The sequence below is a fragment of the Streptomyces sp. NPDC059092 genome (assembly GCF_042756365.1).
GTDB lineage: Bacteria > Actinomycetota > Actinomycetes > Streptomycetales > Streptomycetaceae > Streptomyces.
Genome location: NZ_JBHZEJ010000008.1, coordinates 77,994 through 100,338, shown reverse-complemented (window position 1 = coordinate 100,338; position 22,345 = coordinate 77,994). Strand labels below are relative to the sequence as shown.

Genomic DNA, 22,345 nt, shown 5'->3' with positions numbered 1-22,345 from the left:
TCGACGAAGAGGGGGTCCGGAGCATGACCGGAACTCGTATCGCCGCGCTGGGGCACTATCAGCCCGCCAAAGTGCTCACCAACCACGACCTGGCGGCGATGGTCGACACCAGTGATGAATGGATCACCAGCCGGGTCGGGATCAAGACCCGGCACGTGGCGGGTCCGGACGAACCGGTGGACGAGCTGGCCGCGCACGCGGGCGCCAAGGCGCTCGCCGCGGCCGGTCTCGCCCCGGCCGACATCGACATGGTGCTGGTCGCCACCTCCACGGCGATCGACCGGTCGCCGAACACCGCCGCGCGGGTCGCTGCCCGGCTCGGCATGGGGTCGCCGGCCGTCATGGACCTGAACGTGGTGTGCGCGGGCTTCACCCACGCCCTCGCCACCGCGGACCACACCGTACGGGCGGGCGCCGCCTCCCGGGTGCTGGTGATCGGCGCGGACAAGATGGCCGCCATCGGCGACTGGACGGACCGTACGACGTGCGTCCTGCTCGGGGACGGCGCGGGCGCGGCCGTGGTCGTGGCGACCGAGCCCGGCGAGGAGCCGGGGATCGGCCCGGTCCTCTGGGGCTCGGTGCCCGAGATGGGGCGCGCCGTAAGGATCGAGGGCACCCCGCCCGTCTTCGCGCAGGAGGGCCAGTCGGTCTACCGCTGGGCGACCACGCAGCTCCCGCCGATCGCCCGCAAGGTCTGCGAGCGCGCCGGCGTCACGCCCGAGGAGCTGGGCGCCGTCGTGCTGCACCAGGCGAATCTGCGGATCATCGAGCCCGTCGCGCAGAAGATCGGCGCGGTCAACGCGGTCATCGCCCGGGATGTCGTGGAATCCGGCAATACGTCCGCCGCCTCGATCCCGATGGCGCTCTCCAAGCTCGTGGCGCGCGGGGAGGTCCCGTCCGGGGCTTCGGCGCTGCTCTTCGGCTTCGGCGGCAACCTCTCCTACGCGGGTCAGGTCATCCGCTGCCCATGAACCCGGCGGATCTCGGTAGACTGTAGACGATAGCCAATGTGATGACGCCCTCACATTCCCGGTGCGGGCGCTTCATCACCGGCTGTCTCCACCGTCATCGACACTGCCGGCCAGGAGGGGGACCGCGATGCTGTCCGCGAAGTTGGCGCAGGGATCCGTGCCCAAGCTCGAACGACCGGGTCCACTGCGGGAGCGCGTCTACGAGGCCCTGCTCGAACTGATAACGACCCGGGCGCTCCAGCCGGGCCAGCATCTCGTCGAGAGCGAACTCGCGGGCCACCTCGGGGTGTCGAGGCAGCCGGTGCGCGAGGCGCTCCAGCGCCTCAACACCGAGGGCTGGGTCGATCTGCGCCCCGCGCAGGGCGCGTTCGTCCATGAACCGACCGAGGAGGAGGCCGACCAGCTCCTCTCGGTCCGTACGCTGCTGGAGGCGGACGCCGCCCGGCTCGCCGCCGCCAACTCCGGTACGGCGGGGATCGCCGCGCTGGAGGAGCTGTGCGCCCGGGGGGAGCGCGCCGTGGCGGACGACGACGTGGATCTGGCGGTCGCCACCAACGCCGCCTTCCACGCCAAGGTGATGGAACTGGCGGGCAACGTCGTCCTGGCCGAGCTGGCCGCGCAGGTGGACCGCCGGGTGCGCTGGTACTACACGCCGGTCGCCCGGCAGCGCGGCAAGCAGTCCTGGATCGAGCACCGCGAGCTGATCGCGGCGATCTCCGCACGGGACGAGGGACGCGCCACCGAGGTCATGAAGGCGCACACGGAGCACACCCGCACCACGTACCACCAGCGCGAACGCACCTGACGCGGCTGCCGTCACCCCGGCTCGCCGTACACCCGCGTACATCTCCGTACGCGCTCCCCGTACATCCCCGGCCGTCACGCGGAATCCGCGTGACGGCCGTCGTGCTTGTCCGGATTCCGGCGGTCGTCGCCCCGGCTTTGTCCTCGGTGTGGAGAAAGTTGGTACGGATTCGCGCGCAACTTCTTCCCCCTGCGGGCAAGCGCTGCTACGTTCCCTCGAAAGCGCGGCACACGGAAATCCGGCCGCACACCGACGTATACGGCCGAGAAGGCGGGGAGGGGCGCGTGAGACGGATGACCGCACGACCCGCGAACGCTCACCAGGCGCGACTGCTCCGGCTGTTGCGCGACGGCGGACCCAACTCCCGCGCGCAGCTCGGGGACCAGGTCGACCTCTCACGCTCCAAGCTGGCCGTCGAGGTGGACCGGCTGCTGGAGACCGGCCTCGTGGTGGCCGACGGGCTGGCCGCCTCCCGCGGCGGCCGGCGCTCCCACAACATCCGGCTCGCGCCCGGCATGCGCTTCCTCGGGGTCGACATCGGCGCCACCTCCATCGATGTGGCCGTCACCAACGCCGAGCTGGAGGTCCTGGGCCACCTCAACCACCCGATGGACGTCCGTGAGGGCCCCGTCGCCGTCTTCGAGCAGGTCCTCGTCATGGCCGACAAGCTCAAAGTCAGCGGGCTGGCCGAGGAGTTCGACGGCGCCGGCATAGGGGTGCCGGGCCCGGTCCGCTTCCCCGAGGGTGTTCCCGTCGCACCGCCGATCATGCCCGGCTGGGACGGCTTCCCCGTACGGGAGGCGCTCAGCCAGGAGCTGGGCTGCCCGGTCATGGTCGACAACGACGTGAACCTGATGGCGATGGGGGAACAGCACGCGGGCGTCGCGCGCTCCGTCGGCGACTTCCTCTGCGTCAAGATCGGTACGGGCATCGGCTGCGGCATCGTGGTCGGCGGCGACGTCTACCGGGGCACGACCGGGAGCGCCGGCGACATCGGCCACATCCAGGTCGAGTTGGACGGCCGCCCCTGCGCCTGCGGCAACAAGGGCTGCCTGGAGGCGTACTTCAGCGGAGCCGCGCTCGCCCGGGACGCGGAGGACGCCGCCCGAACCGGCCGCTCGCCCGAACTGGCCTCCCGGCTCGACGAGTCGGGGGGACCGCTCACCGCCGTGGACGTCGCCGCCGCCGCGGCCGCGGGGGACCCGGCCGCGCTCCAGCTCATCCGCGAGGGCGGTAACCGTGTCGGCCAGGTCATCGCCGGGCTCGTCAGCTTCTTCAACCCCGGTCTCGTGGTGATAGGCGGCGGGGTGACCGGCCTCGGCCACACCCTGCTGGCCAGCGTACGGACCCAGGTCTACCGGCAGTCCCTGCCGCTGGCCACCGGCAATCTCCCCATCGTCCTGGGCGAGTTGGGGCCCGCCGCCGGAGTCACCGGCGCGGCCCGGCTCATCAGCGACCACCTGTTCTCACCGGCCTGACGGCCGGTGCGGCACCACTGATCCACCCGCACCACCCAGCACCACGCGTACGGCCGCCCCCGCACCGGCGGGGCAACGGTCCCACCGGAAGATCCGCGCCATCGGCACCATCGCCTCACCCGCGCCACCGGCACCATCGCCTCACCTGCACCATCGAGCCACCCGTACCACCGGCGCCATCGCGTCACTCGTACCACCGGCGCCATCGCGTCACTCGTACCACCGGCGCCATCGCGCCCACCCGTACCACTGCACGAGCCGCACGAGCCGTCAGAGCCACACCACTCGCACACTCGCAACGAGCCGCGCCACAACACACCGCATCCGTACGACACCACGTTCCTACACCACGTTCGTACACCACGTCCGCACACCACAGCCGTCAGCTCCACCGCACCCTGCCCGTGGGCCGCCGCGCCCCGTGGACCGGGCCGCCATCCGCCGAGGGGATTCGCCATGGCACCAGCTCCACCACCGACCCCGCTGCTCACCATGTCCGGCATCACGAAGACGTTCCCCGGTGTCCGCGCCCTCGACGGTGTGGACCTGGAGGTCGAGGTCGGCGAGGTGCACTGTCTGCTCGGCCAGAACGGCGCCGGCAAGTCCACCCTCATCAAGGTGCTCGCCGGGGCCCACCAGCCCGACGGCGGTGTGATCACCTGGCAGGGCGAGTCGGTCACCCTCAAGTCGCCCATCGCCGCCATGCGGCTCGGCATCGCGACCATCTACCAGGAACTCGACCTGGTGGAAGGGCTGTCGGTCGCCGAGAACATCTTCCTCGGCCACGAGCCCACCACCGCCGGATTCGTGGTCAGGGGCCGCGAGGCGCGGACCAGGGCGACCGCGCTGCTGGCCCGACTCGGCCACCCCGAGATCCAGGCCACCCGTGCCGTCGGCTCGCTCTCCGCCGCCCAGCAGCAGATCGTCTCGATGGCCCGCGCACTCTCCCACGACGTACGGCTCATCGTGATGGACGAACCGTCCGCGGCCCTCGACCCCGACGAGGTCGCCAACCTCTTCCGCATCGTCGACACCCTCACCGCCGACGGGGTCGCGGTCATCTACATCTCCCACCGGCTGGAGGAGATCCGCCGCATCGGCGACCGGGTCACGGTCATCAAGGACGGGCGCACCGTCGCCGTCGCGCTGCCCGCCAAGGAGACCCCGACCCGCGAGGTCGTCGCGCTGATGACCGGCCGGAACGTCGAGTACGTCTTTCCCGAGCGGCCCGCCGCCGGTACGGCGAACGGCGCCGCGCGTCCGGAGCCCGTGCTGCGCGTCGAAGGGCTCGCCAGGGAGGGGGAGTTCGCCCCCGTCGACCTCGAACTGCGCCCCGGGGAGATCGTCGGGCTCGCCGGGCTCGTCGGCTCCGGGCGCTCCGAGATCCTTGAGACGATCTACGGGGCGCGCCGGCCGAGCGCGGGCCGGGTCCTGGTCGACGGCGTACCGCTGCGCCCCGGCAGTGTCCGTGCCGCCGTCCGCGCGGGTCTCGGCCTCGCCCCCGAGGAGCGCAAGGCCCAGGGCCTGCTGATGCTGGAATCCGTCACCCGCAACGTGTCGGTGTCGTCGCTGGGCCGCTTCTCCCGGGGCGGCTGGCTCGACCACACCGCCGAACGCACCGCCGCGCAGGCCGCCACCAGGGAACTCTCCCTGCGTCCCGACAACCCGGACGCCCGTATCCGTACCCTCTCCGGCGGCAACCAGCAGAAGGCGGTCCTCGCGCGCTGGCTGCTGCGCGGCTGCCGGGTACTGCTGCTCGACGAGCCGACGCGCGGCGTCGACGTGGGCGCCCGCGCCGAGCTGTACGCCGTGATCCGCCGGCTGGCCGACGAGGGCCTGGCCGTACTGCTCGTCTCCAGCGAGGTCCCCGAGGTGCTGGGCCTCGCGGACCGGGTGCTGGTGCTCCGGGAGGGCGAGGTCGTCCACCGGGCGCCGGCCCAGGAGCTGGACGAGCACCGTGTACTCGATCTTGTGATGGAAGGGACTCCGACGCCATGACACAGCCCGCCTCCGAGGAACGGCGGGGCGGGCCCGACGACGCGCCCGCGTCCGGGCCGCCCACTTCGCCCGCCTCGCTCGCCTCGCCCGCTCCGCTCGCCGAACCGGCCGCCACCGGTCACGCCACCAAAGCCGCCCAGGCCGCCAAACCCCCTCAGGGAAACGGTGGTTGGCGTGCCCTCGGGATGCGTCTCGATGTCCGTAACCTCTCCCTGCTCGGGGTGCTCGCCGCGCTGATCGTCGTCGGCGGCATCACCAAGCCCGACCAGTTCCTCGACACCAACAACCTCCAACTGGTGCTGACCCAGGCGTCGGTCATCGGTGTGGTCACCGTCGGCATGACCTTCGTGATCACCAGCGGCGGCATCGACCTGTCGGTCGGCGCGATCGTCGCCCTCGCCTCGGTCTGGGCGACGACCCTGGCCACCCAGGAGTACGGGTTCGCCGGGATCCTCTTCACCGCGGTGATCGTCGGGCTCGGCTGCGGCCTGGTGAACGGGGTACTGATCGCGTACGGCGGGATGGTGCCGTTCATCGCGACCCTCGCGATGCTCGCCTCCGCCCGGGGGCTCGCGCTCCAGATCACCGACGGCAAGACACAGATCGTCACCGTCGACCCGGTCCTCGACCTCGGTGTCCCCGACGCGTACATCCTGGGGATACCGCCGCTCGTCCTGGTCTTCGCGCTCGTCACGGTCATCGGCTGGCTGATTCTGAACCGTACGACCTTCGGCCGGCGCACCGTCGCCGTCGGCGGCAACGCGGAGGCCGCCCGGCTCGCCGGGATCGACGTCCGCAGGCAGCGGCTCTACCTCTACCTGCTCTCCGGGCTGTGCTGCGGGATCGCGGCCTTCCTGCTGATCATCCTGGCGGGCTCGGGACAGAACACCAACGGAAACCTGTACGAGCTGGACGCCATCGCCGCGGCGATCATCGGCGGCACGCTCCTCAGCGGGGGCCGGGGCACCATCGTCGGTTCCGTTCTCGGGGTCCTCGTCTTCACCACGATCACCAACATCTTCGCTCTGAACAACCTCCAGAGCGACGTCCAGCAGATCGCCAAGGGCGCCATCATCGTCGCCGCCGTACTGGTCCAGCGCCGCACCGCGCGCAACGGCGAGGCCTGACTTCCCGCCTCGTACCCGCTCACCCTCGTACCGCCCTATCCGAAGGGTTGAACCGCCATGCCAGAAACCAGCCGCAGAGGACTCCTGTTCGGCACCGCCGCAGTCTCCGCGGGCGCCCTCCTCACCGCCTGTACCAGCAACGAGCCCGCCGCGAGCAAGGAGACGGCCGCCGCGAGCGTGCCCGCCGCCGACGACAAGCCCGGCAAGCCCCTCACCATCGGCTTCGCGGGGCCCCAGGCCGACCACGGCTGGCTCAACGCGATCAACGAGCAGGCCAAGGCCCGGGCGAAGAAGTACTCGGAGATCACCCTCGACATCACCGAGGGCTCCAACGACATCGCCGCGCAGATCGGCCAGGTCGAGACGCTCATCAACAAGAAGGTCGACGTCCTGGTGATCCTGCCGGCCGACGGCAAGGCCCTCACCCAGGTCGGCCTGAAGGCCATGCGCGCCGGGATCCCGGTCATCAACCTCGACCGGATCTTCTCCAACCCGCAGGCGTACCGCGCCTACATCGGCGGCGACAACTACGGCATGGGCGTCAGCGCCGGCAACTACATCGGCGAGAAGCTCAAGGGCAAGGCGAACGCCAAGGTCATCGAACTGGCCGGGATCGACGGCCTGGAGCTGACCCAGCTGCGCAGCAAGGGGTTCGACGACGCCCTGAAGAACTACCCGAACATCAAGAAGGTCGCCCGTCAGGCCGCCGACTTCACCGTCGAGTCGGGCCAGGCGAAGATGGCCCAGCTCCTCCAGGCGCAGTCCTCCTTCGACGCGCTGTGGAACCACGACGACGACCAGGGCGTGGGCGCCCTGCGCGCCATCCAGCAGGCCGGCCGCGACGACTTCCTGATGGTCGGCGGCGCCGGGGCCAAGGCGGCGATGGACGCGATCAAGGCCGACAACAGTGTGCTCAAGGCCACTGTTCTCTACCCGCCGACGATGGCCGCCTCCGCCATCGACCTGGCCCGCGCCCTGGGCAACGCCAAGGGCATCAGCGGGATTGCGGAGCTGGAGATCCCGGCCTCGGTCACCCTCTACTCGGCCGTGGTCGACAAGGGCAACGTCGACCAGTACCTGCCCACCGGCTTCAACTAGTGCCCCTCTCGGCATTAGGCCAGGGCCCGGGGCCTTTCGTCCGGATCAGGCCGGATCAGGGCGCGGTGCCGGGGCACGGTACCGGCGCGCGTGAGCCCGGCAGGACCTGGACGAGAGGCCCGGACCGGACCCGCCCGTGCCGGAAGGCGCACGGGCGGCACCGGACCACCCCCCACCGAGCGAGAGACGAGGAGTACTCCGTATGACCCCCAGGGAAGCGGCGGAGCAAGCAGCCGGTGCACCGCCGACACTCGGCATCGGCATGATCGGATACGCGTTCATGGGCGCCGCCCACTCGCAGGGTTGGCGCACCGCGGGACACGTCTTCGACCTGCCGATGCGGCCCGTGCTCGCCGCGATCTGCGGCCGGGACGAGACCGCCGTGCGGGCAGCCGCGCAGAGACACGGCTGGGCAGCGGCCGAAACGGAGTGGCGGGAGCTGATCGCGCGCGACGACGTGGCGGTGGTCGACATCTGCACACCGGGGGACAGCCATGCGGAGATCGCCATCGCCGCGCTGGAGGCGGGCAAGCACGTCCTGTGCGAGAAGCCCCTCGCCAACTCGGTGGCCGAGGCCGAGGCGATGGTCCGGGCGGCGCGCGCCGCGCGCTCCCGTGGCCAGCTCGCCATGGTCGGCTTCAACTACCGCCGGGTGCCGGCCATCTCGTACGCCAGGAAGCTCATAGCGGAGGGCCGGCTCGGCACGCTGCGCCATGTACGGGTCACGTACCTCCAGGACTGGCTGGCCGATCCGGCGGCCCCGCTGACCTGGCGGCTCAAGCGCGAGCACGCCGGGTCGGGGGCGCTGGGCGACCTCGGCGCGCACATCGTCGATCTGGCGCAGTTCCTGACGGGGGACGTGCTGGTGGGGGTCTCGGCGCTCTCCGAGACCTTCGTCAAGGAGCGGCCCGTCCTCGGCGGCGCGACCGCCGGTCTGTCCGGGGCCGCCGGAACCGGGACCGGCGCGGTGACCGTCGACGACGCGGTGGTGTTCACCGGACGGCTCGCCTCGGGCGCGCTGGCCTCCTTCGAGGCGACGCGGATGGCCTCGGGCCGCAAGAACGCGCTCCGCCTGGAGATCAACGGCGAGCGCGGCTCGCTCGCCTTCGACCTGGAGCGGCTGAACGAGCTGTCGTTCCACGACCACACCGAGCCCGCGCCCTCGTCCGGTTTCCGCCGGATCCTGGTCACGGAGCCGGAGCATCCCTATCTGGAGGCGTGGTGGCCGCCGGGCCACGCGCTGGGGTACGAGCACACGTTCGTGCACGAGGTGCGCGACCTGGTCGAGGCGGTGGCCGCCGGGCGCGATCCGGTGCCGTCGTTCGAGGACGGGCTCCAGGTGCAGCGGGTGCTCGCCGCGGTGGAGGACAGCGCGGCGAAGAACGCCGTGTACACGCCCGTGCCGCCGCCGGGGGACTCCGTGTCCGCTCCGTCCACCGATCAGCAGTCCTGATTCCCAGAGAGTCCGGGAATTCCCAGAAGGAGGTCCGAATGCCACGTCCGTTCACGCTCTTCACCGGCCAGTGGGCCGATCTGCCCCTGGAGGAGGTGTGCCGGCTCGCCCGTGACTTCGGTTACGACGGACTGGAACTCGCCTGCTGGGGCGATCACTTCGAGGTCGACAAGGCCCTCGCCGACCCGGCTTACCTGGCCGGCCGCCACCAGCTCCTCGACAAGTACGGGCTGAAGTGCTGGGCGATCTCCAACCACCTCGTCGGCCAGGCCGTCTGTGACAACCCCATCGACGCGCGTCACCAGGGCATCCTGCCGTCCCGCATCTGGGGCGACGGCGAGCCCGAGGGCGTCAGGCGGCGCGCCGCCGCCGAGATCCAGGACACCGCACGGGCCGCCGCGGCCTTCGGCGTCGACACGGTCGTGGGCTTCACCGGCTCCTCGATCTGGCATCTCGTGGCGATGTTCCCGCCCGTTCCGCCCGGCATGATCGAGCGGGGGTACGAGGACTTCGCGGAGCGGTGGAACCCGATCCTGGACGTCTTCGACGCCGAGGGCGTCCGCTTCGCGCACGAGGTCCACCCGAGCGAGATCGCGTACGACTACTGGACCACCCACGAGGCGCTGAAGGCGGTGGACCACCGTCCCGCGTTCGGGCTGAACTTCGACCCGAGCCACTTCGTCTGGCAGGACCTGGACCCGGTCAACTTCCTCTACGACTTCCGCGACCGCATCTACCACGTCGACTGCAAGGAGGCGCGCAAGCGTCTCGACGGCCGCAACGGGCGCCTCGGCTCCCATCTGCCCTGGGGCGACCCGCGGCGCGGCTGGGACTTCGTCTCGGCCGGTCATGGCGATGTGCCGTGGGAGGACGTCTTCCGGATGCTGCGGTCGATCGGGTACGAGGGCCCCGTCTCCGTCGAGTGGGAGGACGCGGGCATGGACCGGCTGGCCGGGGCGCCCGAGGCGCTCGCCGGTCTGAAGCGTTTCGACTTCGACCCGCCGAGCGCGTCGTTCGACGCCGCGTTCGGGGGCGGTGAGTAGGTCCGGAACCCCCGGTACGGGGTCCTCCCCGCCCCGGGGAGTTCCGGTCGCCCGGCGGCGGCTCGCGCCGCCGGGCGGTCCCGGCTGCCCGGCGGGCGCTTTGTCCAGAAACTGGAAGAAGTTCAACTTCACCCGTGCGCAAGGTCTTTCGGTACGGGACGAACACGGCTACCGTCCATGACATTGAGTTGTACAGAACAACGCGTATCACCTGGCATCACACAGCACCACGTTGGTCCCCGATGTGACGGCGCACGTCGGTGACAGAGCCACCTCCACGGGAACCCGGTGCGCGACGAGCACCACCCGGGGAGGAGAGGACGCGAGGGACCGCGTTCTCCCGGCAACCAGCAGGTACGAACAGCCCACTGTGGAGGACTTTCGTGCACAGAAAACGCCCCCGAGCCGGCCAGCACCCCCGAGCCAGAAACCTCCTCGCACTCCTGACGGGCGCCCTGCTCGCCGGGTCGAGCCTGAGCGCCGTACCCGCGTCCGCCGCCGGGTCAGGACCGTCGGCCGCCGAAGAGAGCTTCCAGCAGGTGACCCTCGCCAAGGGCGCCGACGAGGTGGGTGAGCCCATGTCGCTCGCCGTACTCCCGGACCGCCGCGTCCTGCACACCTCGCGCGACGGCACCCTGCGCATCACCGACGCCGGCGGCGACACCATGGTCTCCGGCAACCTGGACGTCTACAGCCACGACGAGGAAGGTCTCCAAGGCGTCGGGGTGGACCCCGGATTCGCCGAGAACCGGGCGATCTACCTCTACTACGCGCCCAAGCTGGACACCCCCGCGGGCGACGCCCCCGAGAACGGGGCGCCCGCCGACTTCGCCCCCTTCGACGGCATCAACCGGCTCTCGCGCTTCACCCTGAACGAGGACGGCACCCTCGACAAGGCGAGCGAGAAGAAGGTCCTCGACGTCGCCGCCACCCGCGGCACCTGCTGCCACGTCGGCGGTGACATCGCCTTCGACGCCGACGGCAACCTGTACCTGTCGACCGGCGACGACACCAACCCGTTCGCCTCCGACGGCTACACCCCGATCGACGAACGGACCGACCGGAACCCGGCGTTCGACGCCCAGCGCAGCGCGGGCAACACCAACGACCTGCGCGGCAAGCTCCTGCGCGTCAAGGTCGCCGAGGACGGCTCGTACACCGTCCCCGAGGGCAACCTCTTCGCCCCGGGCACCGAGAAGACCCGCCCCGAGATCTACGCCATGGGCTTCCGCAACCCGTTCCGCATATCCGTCGACCAGCAGACCGGTGTCGTGTACGTGGGGGACTACGGCCCCGACGCGGGCGCCGCCTCCCCGACCCGCGGCCCGTCCGGCATGGTCGAGTTCGCGCGGGTCACCGGACCCGGCAACTACGGCTGGCCGTACTGCGTCGGGAAGAACGAGCCGTTCGTCGACTACGACTTCGCCACCAAGGAGTCCGGCGCGGCCTTCGACTGCGCCGCGCCGAAGAACACCTCGCGGAACAACACCGGGATCACCGACCTGCCGCCCGCCCAGCCCGCCTGGATCGACTACGACGGCGGCAGCGTGCCCGAGTTCGGCTCCGGATCCGAGTCCCCGATGGCCGGCCCGGTCTACCGTTACGACGCCGACCTCGACTCCCCGGTGAAGTTCCCCGAGGAGTACGACGGCGACTTCTTCGCCACCGAGTTCGGCCGCCAGTGGATCAAGCGGATCGAGCAGGGCGAGGACGGCACGGTCGAGAAGATCAACCCCTTCCCGTGGACCGGCACCCAGGTCATGGACTCGGCCTTCGGCCCGGACGGCGCGCTCTACGTGCTCGACTACGGCCTCTCCTGGTTCGGCGGCGACGAGCACTCCGCGCTCTACCGCATCGAGAACTCCACCGGCGGCAAGTCACCGATCGCCGTGGCCGCCGCGAGCAAGACCTCCGGGACCACGCCGCTGAAGGTCACGTTCTCCTCGGCCGGCACCCAGGACCCCGACGGCGACGCGCTCAGCTACGCCTGGGACTTCGGCGACGGCGCCACCTCCACCGAGGCCAACCCGGCCCACACGTACCGGAAGAACGGCACGTACACCGCGCGGCTCACCGTCACCGACCCGACGGAGCGCACCGGTACCGCGTCCGTACGGGTGGTCGTCGGCAACACCGCGCCCAAGGTGACGCTCGAACTCCCCGCGGACGGACACCTCTTCAACTTCGGGGACAAGATCCCCTTCAAGGTGAAGGTCACCGACCCGGAGGACGGCACGATCGACTGCTCCAAGGTCGTCGTCCGCTACATCCTGGGCCATGACAACCACGGCCACCCGATCACCTCCGCGAACGGCTGCGAAGGCACCATCACCGCGCCCGCGGACACCGAACACGACCCCAACGCCAACATCTTCGGTGTGATCGACGCCGAGTACACCGACGGCGGAGGCGGCGGCCAGGCCGCGCTGACCACCCATGACCAGGCACAGCTCCAGCCGCGCCACCGGCAGGCCGAGCACTTCGACAACTCCTCCGGCGTCAAGGTCTACGAGAAGGCCGCGGCCAACGGCGGCAAGACCGTCGGCGACATCGACAACGGCGACTGGATCTCCTTCAAGCCGTACAACCTGACCGGATCGAAGACGCTCACCGCCCGGATCTCCTCCGGCGGCGCCGGCGGCTTCCTGGAGGTACGGACCGGCTCCGCGACCGGCAACCTGCTCGGCTCCGCGCCGATCCCCGTCACCGGCGGCTGGGAGACCTTCCAGGACATCGACGTACCGCTGCGCTCCGTACCGAAGAAGACCACCGAACTCTTCCTGGTCTTCAAGGGCGGCTCGGGCGCGCTCTACGACGTGGACGACTTCCAGCTCTCCGACGCCGTGCCCGGCAAGACCGAGAAGCGGGTCCTGGTCTTCTCCAAGACCGCCGGATTCCGCCACGACTCGATCCCCGCGGGCGTCACCGCCCTCAAGGAGCTGGGCAAGACCACCGGTATCACCGTCGACTCCACCGAGGAGGCGGGCCAGTTCACCACCAACAACCTCGCCCGGTACGACGCGGTGGTCTTCCTCTCCACCACCGGTGACGTGCTCAGCGCCGACCAGCAGAAGGCGTTCGAGAACTACGTCGCCACCGGCGGCGGCTACATGGGCGTGCACGCCGCGGCGGACACCGAGTACGAGTGGAAGTTCTACGGTGGCCTCGTCGGCGCCTACTTCGACTCGCACCCGGCGATCCAGCCCGCCACCGTACGCGTCGAGGACCACGACCACCCGGCCACCGCGCACCTGGACGACGAGTGGCAGCGCACCGACGAGTGGTACAACTACCGCACCAACCCGCGCGGTCAGGCCCGCGTCCTCGCCACCCTGGACGAGACCACCTACCAGGGCGGCACGATGAAGGGCGACCACCCGATCGCCTGGTGCCAGACCTACGAGGGCGGCCGGTCCTTCTACACCGGCGGCGGCCACACGAAGGAGTCGTACGCCGACGCGCCCTTCCGGGAGCACCTGCTCGGCGGACTGCGGTACGCGGCCGGCCAGGTCAAGGCCGACTGCAAGCCGAAGACCGGCTACCGCTCCCTCTTCAACGGCAAGACCCTCGAAGGATGGAAGCAGGCGGGCCCCGGGAAGTTCGACGTCGTGGACGGCGAACTGCGCTCGGAGGGCGGCATGGGACTGCTCTGGTACCAGGCCAAGGAGCTCGGCTCGTACTCCCTGAAGCTGGACTGGAAGATGGCCGGTGACGACAACTCCGGTGTCTTCGTGGGCTTCCCGGCCTCCGACGACCCCTGGTCCGCGGTGAACAACGGGTACGAGGTGCAGATCGACGCCACCGACACCCCCGACCGCACCACCGGCTCGGTGTACGGCTTCAAGTCCGCCGACGTCAAGGCCCGGGACCGGGTGCTGCGCCCGCCGGGCCAGTGGAACAGCTACGAGATCAAGGTCCAGGGTGAGCGGCTCCAGATCTTCCTCAACGGAGTGAAGATCAACGACTTCACCAACAAGGATCCGGCGCGCAGCCTGAAGAACGGTTACATAGGGCTCCAGAACCACGGGGCCGACGACCAGGTGTCGTTCCGCGACATCCAGATCAAGGAACTGCCCTCCACCTGACGGGCGGGACCGCCGGCCGGCGGCGGGCGGGGAGGCGCCGTACCCCCCGCCCGCCGTCCACCACCGCACCACACCACCGCAGCGCACCACCGCGACATCGCGTGATCACCACACCACACCACACCGCACCACCGCAGGGAGGCAGCCCGTGACCACCACCGGTACGGAATCGACAGCAGCGGGGACGGCCCGGGCCGCCGTACGAACAGGGGTGTGGTTCGTCGGGGCGCGCGGCTCCGTCGCCACCACGGCCGTCGCGGGGTGCGCGGCCGTCACCGCCGGACTCCACCCCCCGACGGGCATGGTCACCGAGACCGCGCCCTTCGCCGGGGCCGGGCTGCCCGCCCTGTCCACACTCGTCTTCGGCGGACACGACACGGCGAGCTGCCCGCTCCCCAAACGCGCGGAGGCGCTGACCACCGCGGGCGTGCTGCCGCACGGACTGACCGCCGGAATCCAGGCCGAACTCACCGCCGCCGACCGGGAGATACGGACCGGCGGCCCCCAGCCCGGCGACACCAGGAGCGACGACGAGATCATCGACGGCTTCGCCGCCGACCTCACCGACTTCGCGCGACGCACCGGCGTCACCCGCACCGTCGTCGTCAACGTCTCCTCGACCGAGGCCGAACCGGACCCCGACGACCCGCGCCTGCCGGCGAGTTCGCTCTACGCGGCGGCGGCGGTACGGGCCGGCTGCTCATACGTCAACTTCACCCCCTCGACCGGGCTGCGCACCGCCGCCCTCACCGCCGCCGCGGCGGCCCGCGGACTTCCCCACGCGGGCCGCGACGGCAAGACAGGCCAGACGCTGCTCCGTTCCGTACTCGCGCCCATGTTCGTCCAGCGGGCCCTGACCGTCCGGGCGTGGTCCGGTACGAACCTGCTGGGCGGCGGGGACGGAGCGGCGCTGGCCGACCCGGCCGCGGCGGCGGCCAAGAACGCGGGCAAGGAGCGCGTTCTCACCGACACCCTGGGCTCCGCGCCCGAGGGCGAGGTCCACATCGACGACGTCCCGGCGCTCGGTGACTGGAAGACCGCCTGGGACCACATCGCCTTCGACGGCTTCCTCGGCTCGCGCATGGTCCTCCAGACCATCTGGCAGGGCTGCGACTCCGCGCTCGCCGCGCCCCTGGTCCTCGACCTGGCCCGGCTGGTGGCCCGCGCCCACGAGACCGGACTCGGCGGCCCCCTGCCCGAACTCGGCTTCTACTTCAAGGACCCGGACGGCGGCCCCGCCGCACTCGCCGAACAGTTCGAGGCGCTGCTCTCCTTCGCGGAGCGGCTGGGGGAGCGCGGATGAGCGCTCGCACCGCGAACCCGGGTACCGGCCGGCTCGGTGCCTGGGCCGAACTGCTGCGCGTCTCCGCCCTGTTCACCGTGGTCGGCGACGGGCTCGCGGGCGCGGCGTCGCTCGGGGTACGGCCCGGCCGTTCCACCGCGCTCGCCGTGGGCGCCTCGCTCTGCCTGTACGAGGCGGGCATGGCCCTCAACGACTGGGCCGACCGCGAGGAGGACGCGGTCGACCGCCCGCACCGTCCGATCCCGTCGGGCCGGATCTCCCCGCCCGCGGCCCTCGCGGCGGCCGGCGGCCTGACCGCCGCGGGCCTGGCGCTCGCCGCCCGCGCGGGCCGCCCCTCGCTGGCGGTGGGCGCGGCGCTGGCGGCCACGGTCTGGTCGTACGACCTGCACCTCAAGCACACCCCGGCGGGCCCGGCGGCGATGGGCGCGGCCCGCTCCCTGGACCTGCTGCTCGGCGCCACGGCGACAGCGACGGCCAACGTGAGTGCGTCGAGTGCCGCGGGGGGCGCCGGGCGTTCGGCCGGGAACGGCGTACGGGCCGCGCTGCCGGCCGCCGCCGTCCTCGGCGTGCACACCGCCGCCGTCACCACCGTCTCGCGCCGCGAGACACAGGGCGGCTCGACCGTCCTGCCGCTCGCCGCGCTCGCGGTGACCGGGACGGTGGGGGCGCTCCTCGGCCGCCGGCCACCGCCGGCCGGCCCCGGCGCCTCCGGCCGGACGGCCCGCCACGCACTCGCCGCCGGCCTCGCCGCCGTCTACGCGGGGACCGCCGGGCGGCCCCTGCTGCACGCCGCGCTCAACCCGTCCCCCGCCCTCACCCAGCGCGCCGTCGGCGGCGGGATCCGGGCCATGATCCCGCTCCAGGGCGCGCTGGCCGCGCGCGGCGGGGCGGCCGGGGTGGCGCTGGGAGTCATGGGGCTGGTACCGCTGGCCCGCACCGTCGCACGGAAAGTGAGCCCCACATGAGTCTGCGTCTCGGATACGGCACCAACGGGCTCACCGATCTACGGCTGGACGACGCCCTCGGCCTCCTCGCCGACCTCGGCTACGACGGCGTCGGACTCACCCTCGACCACATGCACCTCGACCCGACGGCCCCCGAGCTGGCCGCCCGTACCCGCCGCGTCGCCGGCCGCCTCGCGGAACTCGGGCTCGACGTCACCGTCGAGACCGGCGCCCGCTATGTCCTCGACCCGCGCCGCAAGCACGGCCCCACCCTGCTCGACCCGGACCCCGAGGGGCGCGCCGCCAGGACCGGGCTGCTCGTCACGGCCGTCCAGGTCGCCGCCGATCTCGGCGCCCACGCCGTGCACTGCTTCAGCGGCGTCACCCCGGACGGTACGGACCCCGACACCGCGTGGAAGCGGCTCGAAGAGGCGATGGGACCCGTGCTCGACGCCGCCGAGGCCGCCGACATCCCGCTCGCGATCGAGCCGGAGCCCGGCCACCTCGTCGGGGACCTCGCCGGTTTCCACGAACTCAGACACCGCCTCGGAGACCCCGACCCGCTCGGCCTCACCCTCGACATCGGCCACTGCCAGTGTCTGGAGGCCGCGTCGCCCGCCGACTGCGTACGCGAGGCCTCGCCCTGGCTGCGGCACGTACAGATCGAGGACATGCGACGCGGTGTCCACGAGCATCTGCCGTTCGGCGAGGGCGAGATCGACTTCCCGCCCGTCCTCGAAGCGCTGGCCGCCACCGGCTACCAGGGCCTGACCGTCGTGGAGTTGCCCCGGCACTCCCACGCCGGGCCCGAACTCGCCCGTACCTCCTTGGACTTCCTCCGCGCCCTGGAGGTACGCGCATGACGCACGACCACGCGGAACCGGCGGGCACTCTCGCCCCGGACGCCGCCTCCTGGCTCGACGCGGCGCTGGCGGAGGCGAGCGCCGCAGCCGGGCAGCAGGACACCGGCGCCGCCGCCCCCTGGGAGCTGCGCTTCGCCGCCGCCGGGCGCCACTGCGGCCAGGACCACGCGGACGCCGTACGCATCCTGCTGCTCCACCGGGCCGGAGCGGGAACGGCCACCCTCACCCGGCTCTACCACCGGGGCAACGCCGCCGAGCGCCGCGCCGTGCTGCTCGCCCTGCCCGAGCGCGTCACCGGACCCGGCGCGCTGCCCCTGGTCGAGGACGCGCTGCGGACCAACGACACCCGGCTCGTCGCTGCGGCCGTCGGCCCGTACGCCGCCGCCCACCTCGACGCCCACGCCTGGCGGCACGCCGTCCTCAAGTGCCTCTTCACGGAGGTCGCCCTCGACGCCGTCGCCGAGCTGGCCCCACGCGCCCACGGGGACGCCGAACTGGCCCGCATGCTCCGCGACTTCGCCGCCGAGCGTTCTGCCGCGGGCCGCCCCGTACCCGCCGACCTGCACCGTGCGCTCCACCTGACCGGCGAGGAGTCCTGATGCGTATCTTCGACCCCCATATCCACATGACGTCCCGTACCACGGACGACTACCGGGCGATGTACGCCGCCGGTGTGCGCGCCCTCGTCGAGCCGTCCTTCTGGCTCGGCCAGCCCCGCACCTCGCCCGCCAGCTTCTACGACTACTTCGACGCCCTGCTCGGCTGGGAACCGTTCCGCGCCGCCCAGTACGGCATCGCCCACCACTGCACCCTCGCCCTCAACCCCAAGGAGGCGGGCGACCCGCGCTGCACCCCGGTCCTGGACGAACTGCCCCGCTACCTCGTCAAGGACGGCGTCGTCGCCGTCGGCGAGATCGGCTACGACTCCATGACCCCGGCCGAGGACACCGCGCTCGCCACCCAGCTCCAGCTCGCCGCCGACCACGGCCTGCCCGCCCTCGTCCACACCCCGCACCGCGACAAGCTCGCCGGGCTGCGCCGCACCATCGACGTCGTACGGGAGTCCGCGCTCGACCCGGACCGGGTCCTGCTCGACCACCTCAACGAGACCACCGTCAAGGAAGCCGCGGACAGCGGAAGCTGGCTCGGCTTCTCCATCTACCCGGACACCAAGATGGACGAGGACCGGATGGTCGCCGTGCTCAAGGAGCACGGCACGGAGAAGGTCCTCGTCAACTCGGCCGCCGACTGGGGCAACAGCGACCCCCTCAAGACCCGCAAGGTCGCGGACGCCATGCTGGCGGCCGGATTCGACGCCGACGACGTCGATCTCGTCCTGTGGCGCAACCCCGTCGCCTTCTACGGACTCAGCGGCCGGCTCCAGCTCGACGTCCCGGCCCCCGACGCCCTGCACGAGGGCAACTCCGTTCTGCGCGGCGGGGAGTGAGCCGATGCGCTTCCGCCACCCCGACGGCTCCACCGTCCACCTCGCGTACTGCACCAACGTCCATCCCGCCGAGACCCTCGACGGTGTCCTCGCCCAACTGCGCGACCACTGCGAGCCGGTACGCAAACGCCTCGGCCGTGACCGTCTCGGCATCGGCCTCTGGCTCGCCAGGGACGCCGCCCAGGCCCTGATCAACGACCCGGTCGTCCTGCGCGGGCTGCGCTCCGAACTCGACCGGCGCGGACTGGAGGTCGTCACCCTCAACGGCTTCCCGTACGAGGGGTTCGGCGCCGAGGAGGTCAAGTACCGGGTCTACAAGCCCGACTGGACCGACCCCGAGCGGCTGTCCCACACCGCCGACCTGGCCAGACTGCTGGCCGCGCTGCTGCCCGACGACGTCACCGAGGGCTCGGTGTCCACCCTGCCGCTCGGCTGGCGCACCGCCTGGGACGCCACCGCCGCACACACCGCGCACACCGCGCTCACCACCCTCGCCGGACGTCTCGACGCGCTGGAGGAGCTGACCGGCAAGTCCATCCGGATCGCCCTGGAGCCGGAGCCCGGCTGCATCGTGGAGACCACCGCCGACGCGATCGGCCCGCTCTCCGCGCTCCCCGACCGGATCGGCATCTGCGTCGACACGTGCCATCTCGCCACCTCCTTCGAGGACCCGGCCGCCGCCTTCGACGCGCTGGACGCCGCCCGCATCCCCATCCCCAAGGCGCAGCTCTCCGCCGCCCTGCACGCCGAGCACCCGCACCTGCCCGAGGTGCGGGAGGCCCTGCGCGCCTTCGACGAGCCCCGCTTCCTCCACCAGACCCGCACCAGCACCGCCGCCGGACTGCGCGGCACCGACGATCTGGACGAGGCGCTGGCCGGCGGGTCGCTGCCCGAAGGGGCGCCCTGGCGCGCCCACTTCCACGTACCGCTGCACGCGCCGCCCGCCCCGCCGCTCACCTCCACCCTTCCCGTGCTCCAGGAGGCGCTGGGCCGGCTCGTCGGCGGAGCCGAGCCGCGCACCCGCCACCTGGAGGTCGAGACGTACACCTGGCAGGCGCTCCCGCCGGAGCTGCGGCCCCGCTCGCGCGGCCGGCTCGCCGAGGGGATCGCCGCCGAACTCACCCTGGCCAGGGACCTGCTGGTCGACCTCGGCCTCAAGGAGCTGCCATGAGCGACACCCCGGCCGGGCCTCCGGCCGACACGCCGACCGCGCGTCCGACGCCCCTGCTGGTCCTCGACGTCGTCGGCCTCACCCCGCAACTGCTGCGCCACATGCCGCACCTGACGGAGCTCGCCGGGTCCGGCTCGCAGGCCCCGCTGACCACCGTGCTGCCGGCCGTCACGTGCAGCGCGCAGTCCACCTTCCTCACCGGCACCCTTCCCGCCGAGCACGGCATCGTCGGCAACGGCTGGTACTTCCGCGAGCTGGGCGACGTCCTCCTCTGGCGGCAGCACAACGGCCTCGTCTCCGGCGACCGGCTCTGGGACGCGGCCCGCCGCGCGTATCCCGGCTACACCGTCGCCAACATCTGCTGGTGGTACGCGATGGGCGCCGACACCGACTACACGGTCACCCCGCGCCCCGTCTACTACGCCGACGGACGCAAGGAGCCCGACTGCTACACCCGGCCGCCCGCGCTCCACGACGAACTCACCGAGAAATTGGGCACGTTCCCCCTCTTCCACTTCTGGGGGCCCGGCGCCGACCTGGTCTCCTCCCAGTGGATCGTGGACGCGACCCGCCACATCATCGCCACCCGCCGCCCCGATCTCGCCCTCTGCTACGTCCCGCACCTGGACTACGACCTCCAGCGCTTCGGCCCCGACGACCCCCGCTCCCACCGGGCCGCCGCCGAACTCGACGCGGTCCTGGCCCCGTTGCTCGCGGACGCCAAGGCGGAAGGCCGTACCGTCGTGGCGCTCTCCGAGTACGGCATCACCCGGGTCTCCCGGCCCGTCGACATCAACCGCGCGCTGCGCAGGGCCGGGCTCCTTGAGGTCCACACCCAGGACGGCATGGAGTACCTGGACACCATGGCCTCCCGCGCCTTCGCCGTCTCGGACCACCAGCTCGCGCACGTCTACGTACGCCGTCCCGAGGACCTGGAAGCGACCCGCGAGGCGCTCAAGGACCTCGAAGGGATCGACCAACTCCTCGACGACGAGGGCAAGAAGGCGCACGGACTCGACCACCCCCGCTCCGGCGAGCTGGTGGCCGTCGCGGAACCCGACGCCTGGTTCACGTACTACTACTGGCTGGACGACGACCGCGCGCCCGACTTCGCGCAGCTCGTGGAGATCCACCGCAAACCCGGGTACGACCCCGTCGAGCTGTTCATGGACCCCCTCGATCCGTACGTACGGCTCAAGGCGGCCAAGGCGATCGCCCGCAAGAAGCTCGGGATGCGCTACCGGCTCGCCGTCGTCCCCCTCGACCCTTCCCCCATCCGCGGCAGCCACGGCCGCCTCCCCGCGAGCGACGACGAAGGCCCGCTCATCCTCTGCTCCACCCCACACGCCGTCGGCGACCGCGTCGCGGCCACCGAGGTGAAGAGCCTCCTCCTCCACCTTGCCGGACTGCACTGACCGAAGGAGTTCCGCAATGAGCCGCAAGACGTCAGCAGATCCAGAACTCGCCCACCAGCTCAGCCGCCGCGGCATGCTCGGTGTCGCCGCCGGAGCCACCGCGGCGGCGGTGCTCGGCGCCTCGGCCGCCGCCACCCCGGCCGCCGCCCACGGCACGGGCCACCGGCCGGGATCCGGCCACGGCCACGGCAAGGGGCAGCCCGTCCTGCCGCCGGGACGGCTCGGCATCCAGCTCTACTCCCTGCGTGACAAGGTGTCCACGATAGGCTTCGCCAAGGTCTTCGACGAGCTGGAGCGCTTCGGCTACGACGAGATCGAGTTCGCGGGCTACACCCAGGGCAGCGCCGGCGCCATCACCCTGCCGCAGCTGCGGAGACTGGCCAGGGACCACGGCCTCAAGCCCATCGGCAGCCATGTCAACTACGCCGACGACAACAACCCCAACGCCTACAGCTTCGCCCAGAACCTCACCAAGGTCCTGGACGACGCCCAGGAACTCGGCCTGGACCACATCGGCACCGCGTCGGGACCCTTCCGCTACGGATCGACCGTCGACGCCTGGAAGCGGGCGGCGGCCGACTTCAACACCTACGGCGCGGCGGCCAAGCGGCGCGGCATGAAGTTCTACCAGCACAACCACGCGGAGGAGTTCTCCTTCGCCACCGACCGGCCCGGCGTACGGCTCTACGACATCCTGCTCGCCGAGACCGACCCGAGCCTGGTCTATCTGGAGATGGACATCTACTGGGCGTACGCGGGCCAGTTCCGCTTCAGCAAAACACCCGAGGGCAGGCCCGCGCCCTTCGACCCGCTGCGGTACGTCCTCAAGCAGCCGCACCGCTACCCGCTCTTCCACGTGAAGGACGGCATCGAGGACATCACCGCCCGCGACGGCTACCGGATGGTGGACGTCGGCGACGGAGACATCGACTACCGGCGCTTCATCTCGGCGGTCAACAAGACCCACGGCGGCCGGCGCGGCCACCACTGGCAGGTGGAGCACGACCAGCCGGTGGACTCCCTCGCGTTCGCCCGCAAGTCCTCGGCGCACCTGCACGGCCTGCGCGAGAAGCGGTAACGCCGGGGAGACGGACACGACGGCGGCCCTCCGCGCGGCAGGTACAGCGCCGCGGGGAGGGCCGTC

General features: G+C 71.7%; 17 protein-coding genes. All 17 read left to right on the top strand.

What is annotated here, in order from left to right; genetic code table 11:
* The first annotated feature begins 23 nt into the window (after positions 1–23).
* The 17 genes from ACFXPL_RS07600 to ACFXPL_RS07520 all read left to right on the top strand — a co-directional run bounded on the left by ACFXPL_RS07600 (position 24) and on the right by ACFXPL_RS07520 (position 22,279).
* Complete coding sequence (locus ACFXPL_RS07600) at positions 24–971, top strand: beta-ketoacyl-ACP synthase III (RefSeq protein ID WP_384914041.1); 948 nt, start codon at positions 24–26, stop codon at positions 969–971.
* 127 nt (positions 972–1,098) lie between these two features.
* Positions 1,099–1,776, top strand: coding sequence for a GntR family transcriptional regulator (locus ACFXPL_RS07595; protein WP_384914038.1), 678 nt, complete (start codon positions 1,099–1,101; stop codon positions 1,774–1,776).
* 293 nt (positions 1,777–2,069) lie between these two features.
* Positions 2,070–3,254, top strand: a complete 1,185-nt coding sequence (locus ACFXPL_RS07590) for an ROK family protein (protein WP_384914034.1) — start codon at positions 2,070–2,072, stop codon at positions 3,252–3,254.
* A 456-nt stretch (positions 3,255–3,710) separates the two neighbouring features.
* Entirely contained in the window at positions 3,711–5,252 is a 1,542-nt protein-coding gene (locus ACFXPL_RS07585; RefSeq protein ID WP_384914030.1) for a sugar ABC transporter ATP-binding protein, read from the top strand.
* Positions 5,249–6,379: an ABC transporter permease gene (locus ACFXPL_RS07580; RefSeq protein WP_384914027.1), complete on the top strand. Its 1,131-nt coding sequence runs from the start codon at positions 5,249–5,251 to the stop codon at positions 6,377–6,379. Before ACFXPL_RS07585 ends, ACFXPL_RS07580 begins: the two co-directional genes overlap by 4 nt.
* Before the next feature lie 57 nt (positions 6,380–6,436).
* Positions 6,437–7,477, top strand: a complete 1,041-nt coding sequence (locus tag ACFXPL_RS07575; protein WP_384914024.1) for a substrate-binding domain-containing protein — start codon at positions 6,437–6,439, stop codon at positions 7,475–7,477.
* 202 nt (positions 7,478–7,679) lie between these two features.
* Positions 7,680–8,930: a Gfo/Idh/MocA family protein gene (locus ACFXPL_RS07570; RefSeq protein WP_384914020.1), complete on the top strand. Its 1,251-nt coding sequence runs from the start codon at positions 7,680–7,682 to the stop codon at positions 8,928–8,930.
* A gap of 38 nt (positions 8,931–8,968) precedes the next feature.
* The gene (locus ACFXPL_RS07565) at positions 8,969–9,973 is read left to right on the top strand and encodes a sugar phosphate isomerase/epimerase family protein (RefSeq protein WP_384914017.1); all 1,005 of its coding nucleotides are present in this window, start codon (positions 8,969–8,971) and stop codon (positions 9,971–9,973) included.
* 383 nt (positions 9,974–10,356) lie between these two features.
* Positions 10,357–14,058 carry a ThuA domain-containing protein gene (locus ACFXPL_RS07560; protein WP_384914014.1) on the top strand — a complete coding sequence of 1,234 codons (3,702 nt, stop codon included), beginning with the start codon at positions 10,357–10,359 and terminating at the stop codon, positions 14,056–14,058.
* Positions 14,059–14,206: 148 nt separating this feature from the next.
* Positions 14,207–15,361 carry an inositol-3-phosphate synthase gene (locus tag ACFXPL_RS07555; protein WP_384914012.1) on the top strand — a complete coding sequence of 385 codons (1,155 nt, stop codon included), beginning with the start codon at positions 14,207–14,209 and terminating at the stop codon, positions 15,359–15,361.
* The gene (locus ACFXPL_RS07550; RefSeq protein WP_384914009.1) at positions 15,358–16,326 is read left to right on the top strand and encodes an SCO3242 family prenyltransferase; all 969 of its coding nucleotides are present in this window, start codon (positions 15,358–15,360) and stop codon (positions 16,324–16,326) included. The genes ACFXPL_RS07555 and ACFXPL_RS07550 overlap by 4 nt, the downstream gene beginning before the upstream one ends.
* Positions 16,323–17,168, top strand: a complete 846-nt coding sequence (locus tag ACFXPL_RS07545) for a sugar phosphate isomerase/epimerase family protein (RefSeq protein WP_384914005.1) — start codon at positions 16,323–16,325, stop codon at positions 17,166–17,168. Before ACFXPL_RS07550 ends, ACFXPL_RS07545 begins: the two co-directional genes overlap by 4 nt.
* Positions 17,165–17,767, top strand: coding sequence for an EboA domain-containing protein (locus ACFXPL_RS07540; RefSeq protein WP_384914002.1), 603 nt, complete (start codon positions 17,165–17,167; stop codon positions 17,765–17,767). Before ACFXPL_RS07545 ends, ACFXPL_RS07540 begins: the two co-directional genes overlap by 4 nt.
* Entirely contained in the window at positions 17,767–18,615 is an 849-nt protein-coding gene (locus ACFXPL_RS07535) for a TatD family hydrolase (protein WP_384913999.1), read from the top strand. Before ACFXPL_RS07540 ends, ACFXPL_RS07535 begins: the two co-directional genes overlap by 1 nt.
* A gap of 4 nt (positions 18,616–18,619) precedes the next feature.
* Positions 18,620–19,786, top strand: coding sequence for a metabolite traffic protein EboE (gene eboE, locus ACFXPL_RS07530; protein WP_384913996.1), 1,167 nt, complete (start codon positions 18,620–18,622; stop codon positions 19,784–19,786).
* Entirely contained in the window at positions 19,783–21,201 is a 1,419-nt protein-coding gene (locus tag ACFXPL_RS07525) for an alkaline phosphatase family protein (RefSeq protein ID WP_384913993.1), read from the top strand. The genes eboE and ACFXPL_RS07525 overlap by 4 nt, the downstream gene beginning before the upstream one ends.
* Before the next feature lie 16 nt (positions 21,202–21,217).
* Positions 21,218–22,279, top strand: a complete 1,062-nt coding sequence (locus ACFXPL_RS07520) for a sugar phosphate isomerase/epimerase family protein (RefSeq protein WP_384913990.1) — start codon at positions 21,218–21,220, stop codon at positions 22,277–22,279.
* Positions 22,280–22,345 lie beyond the last annotated feature (66 nt).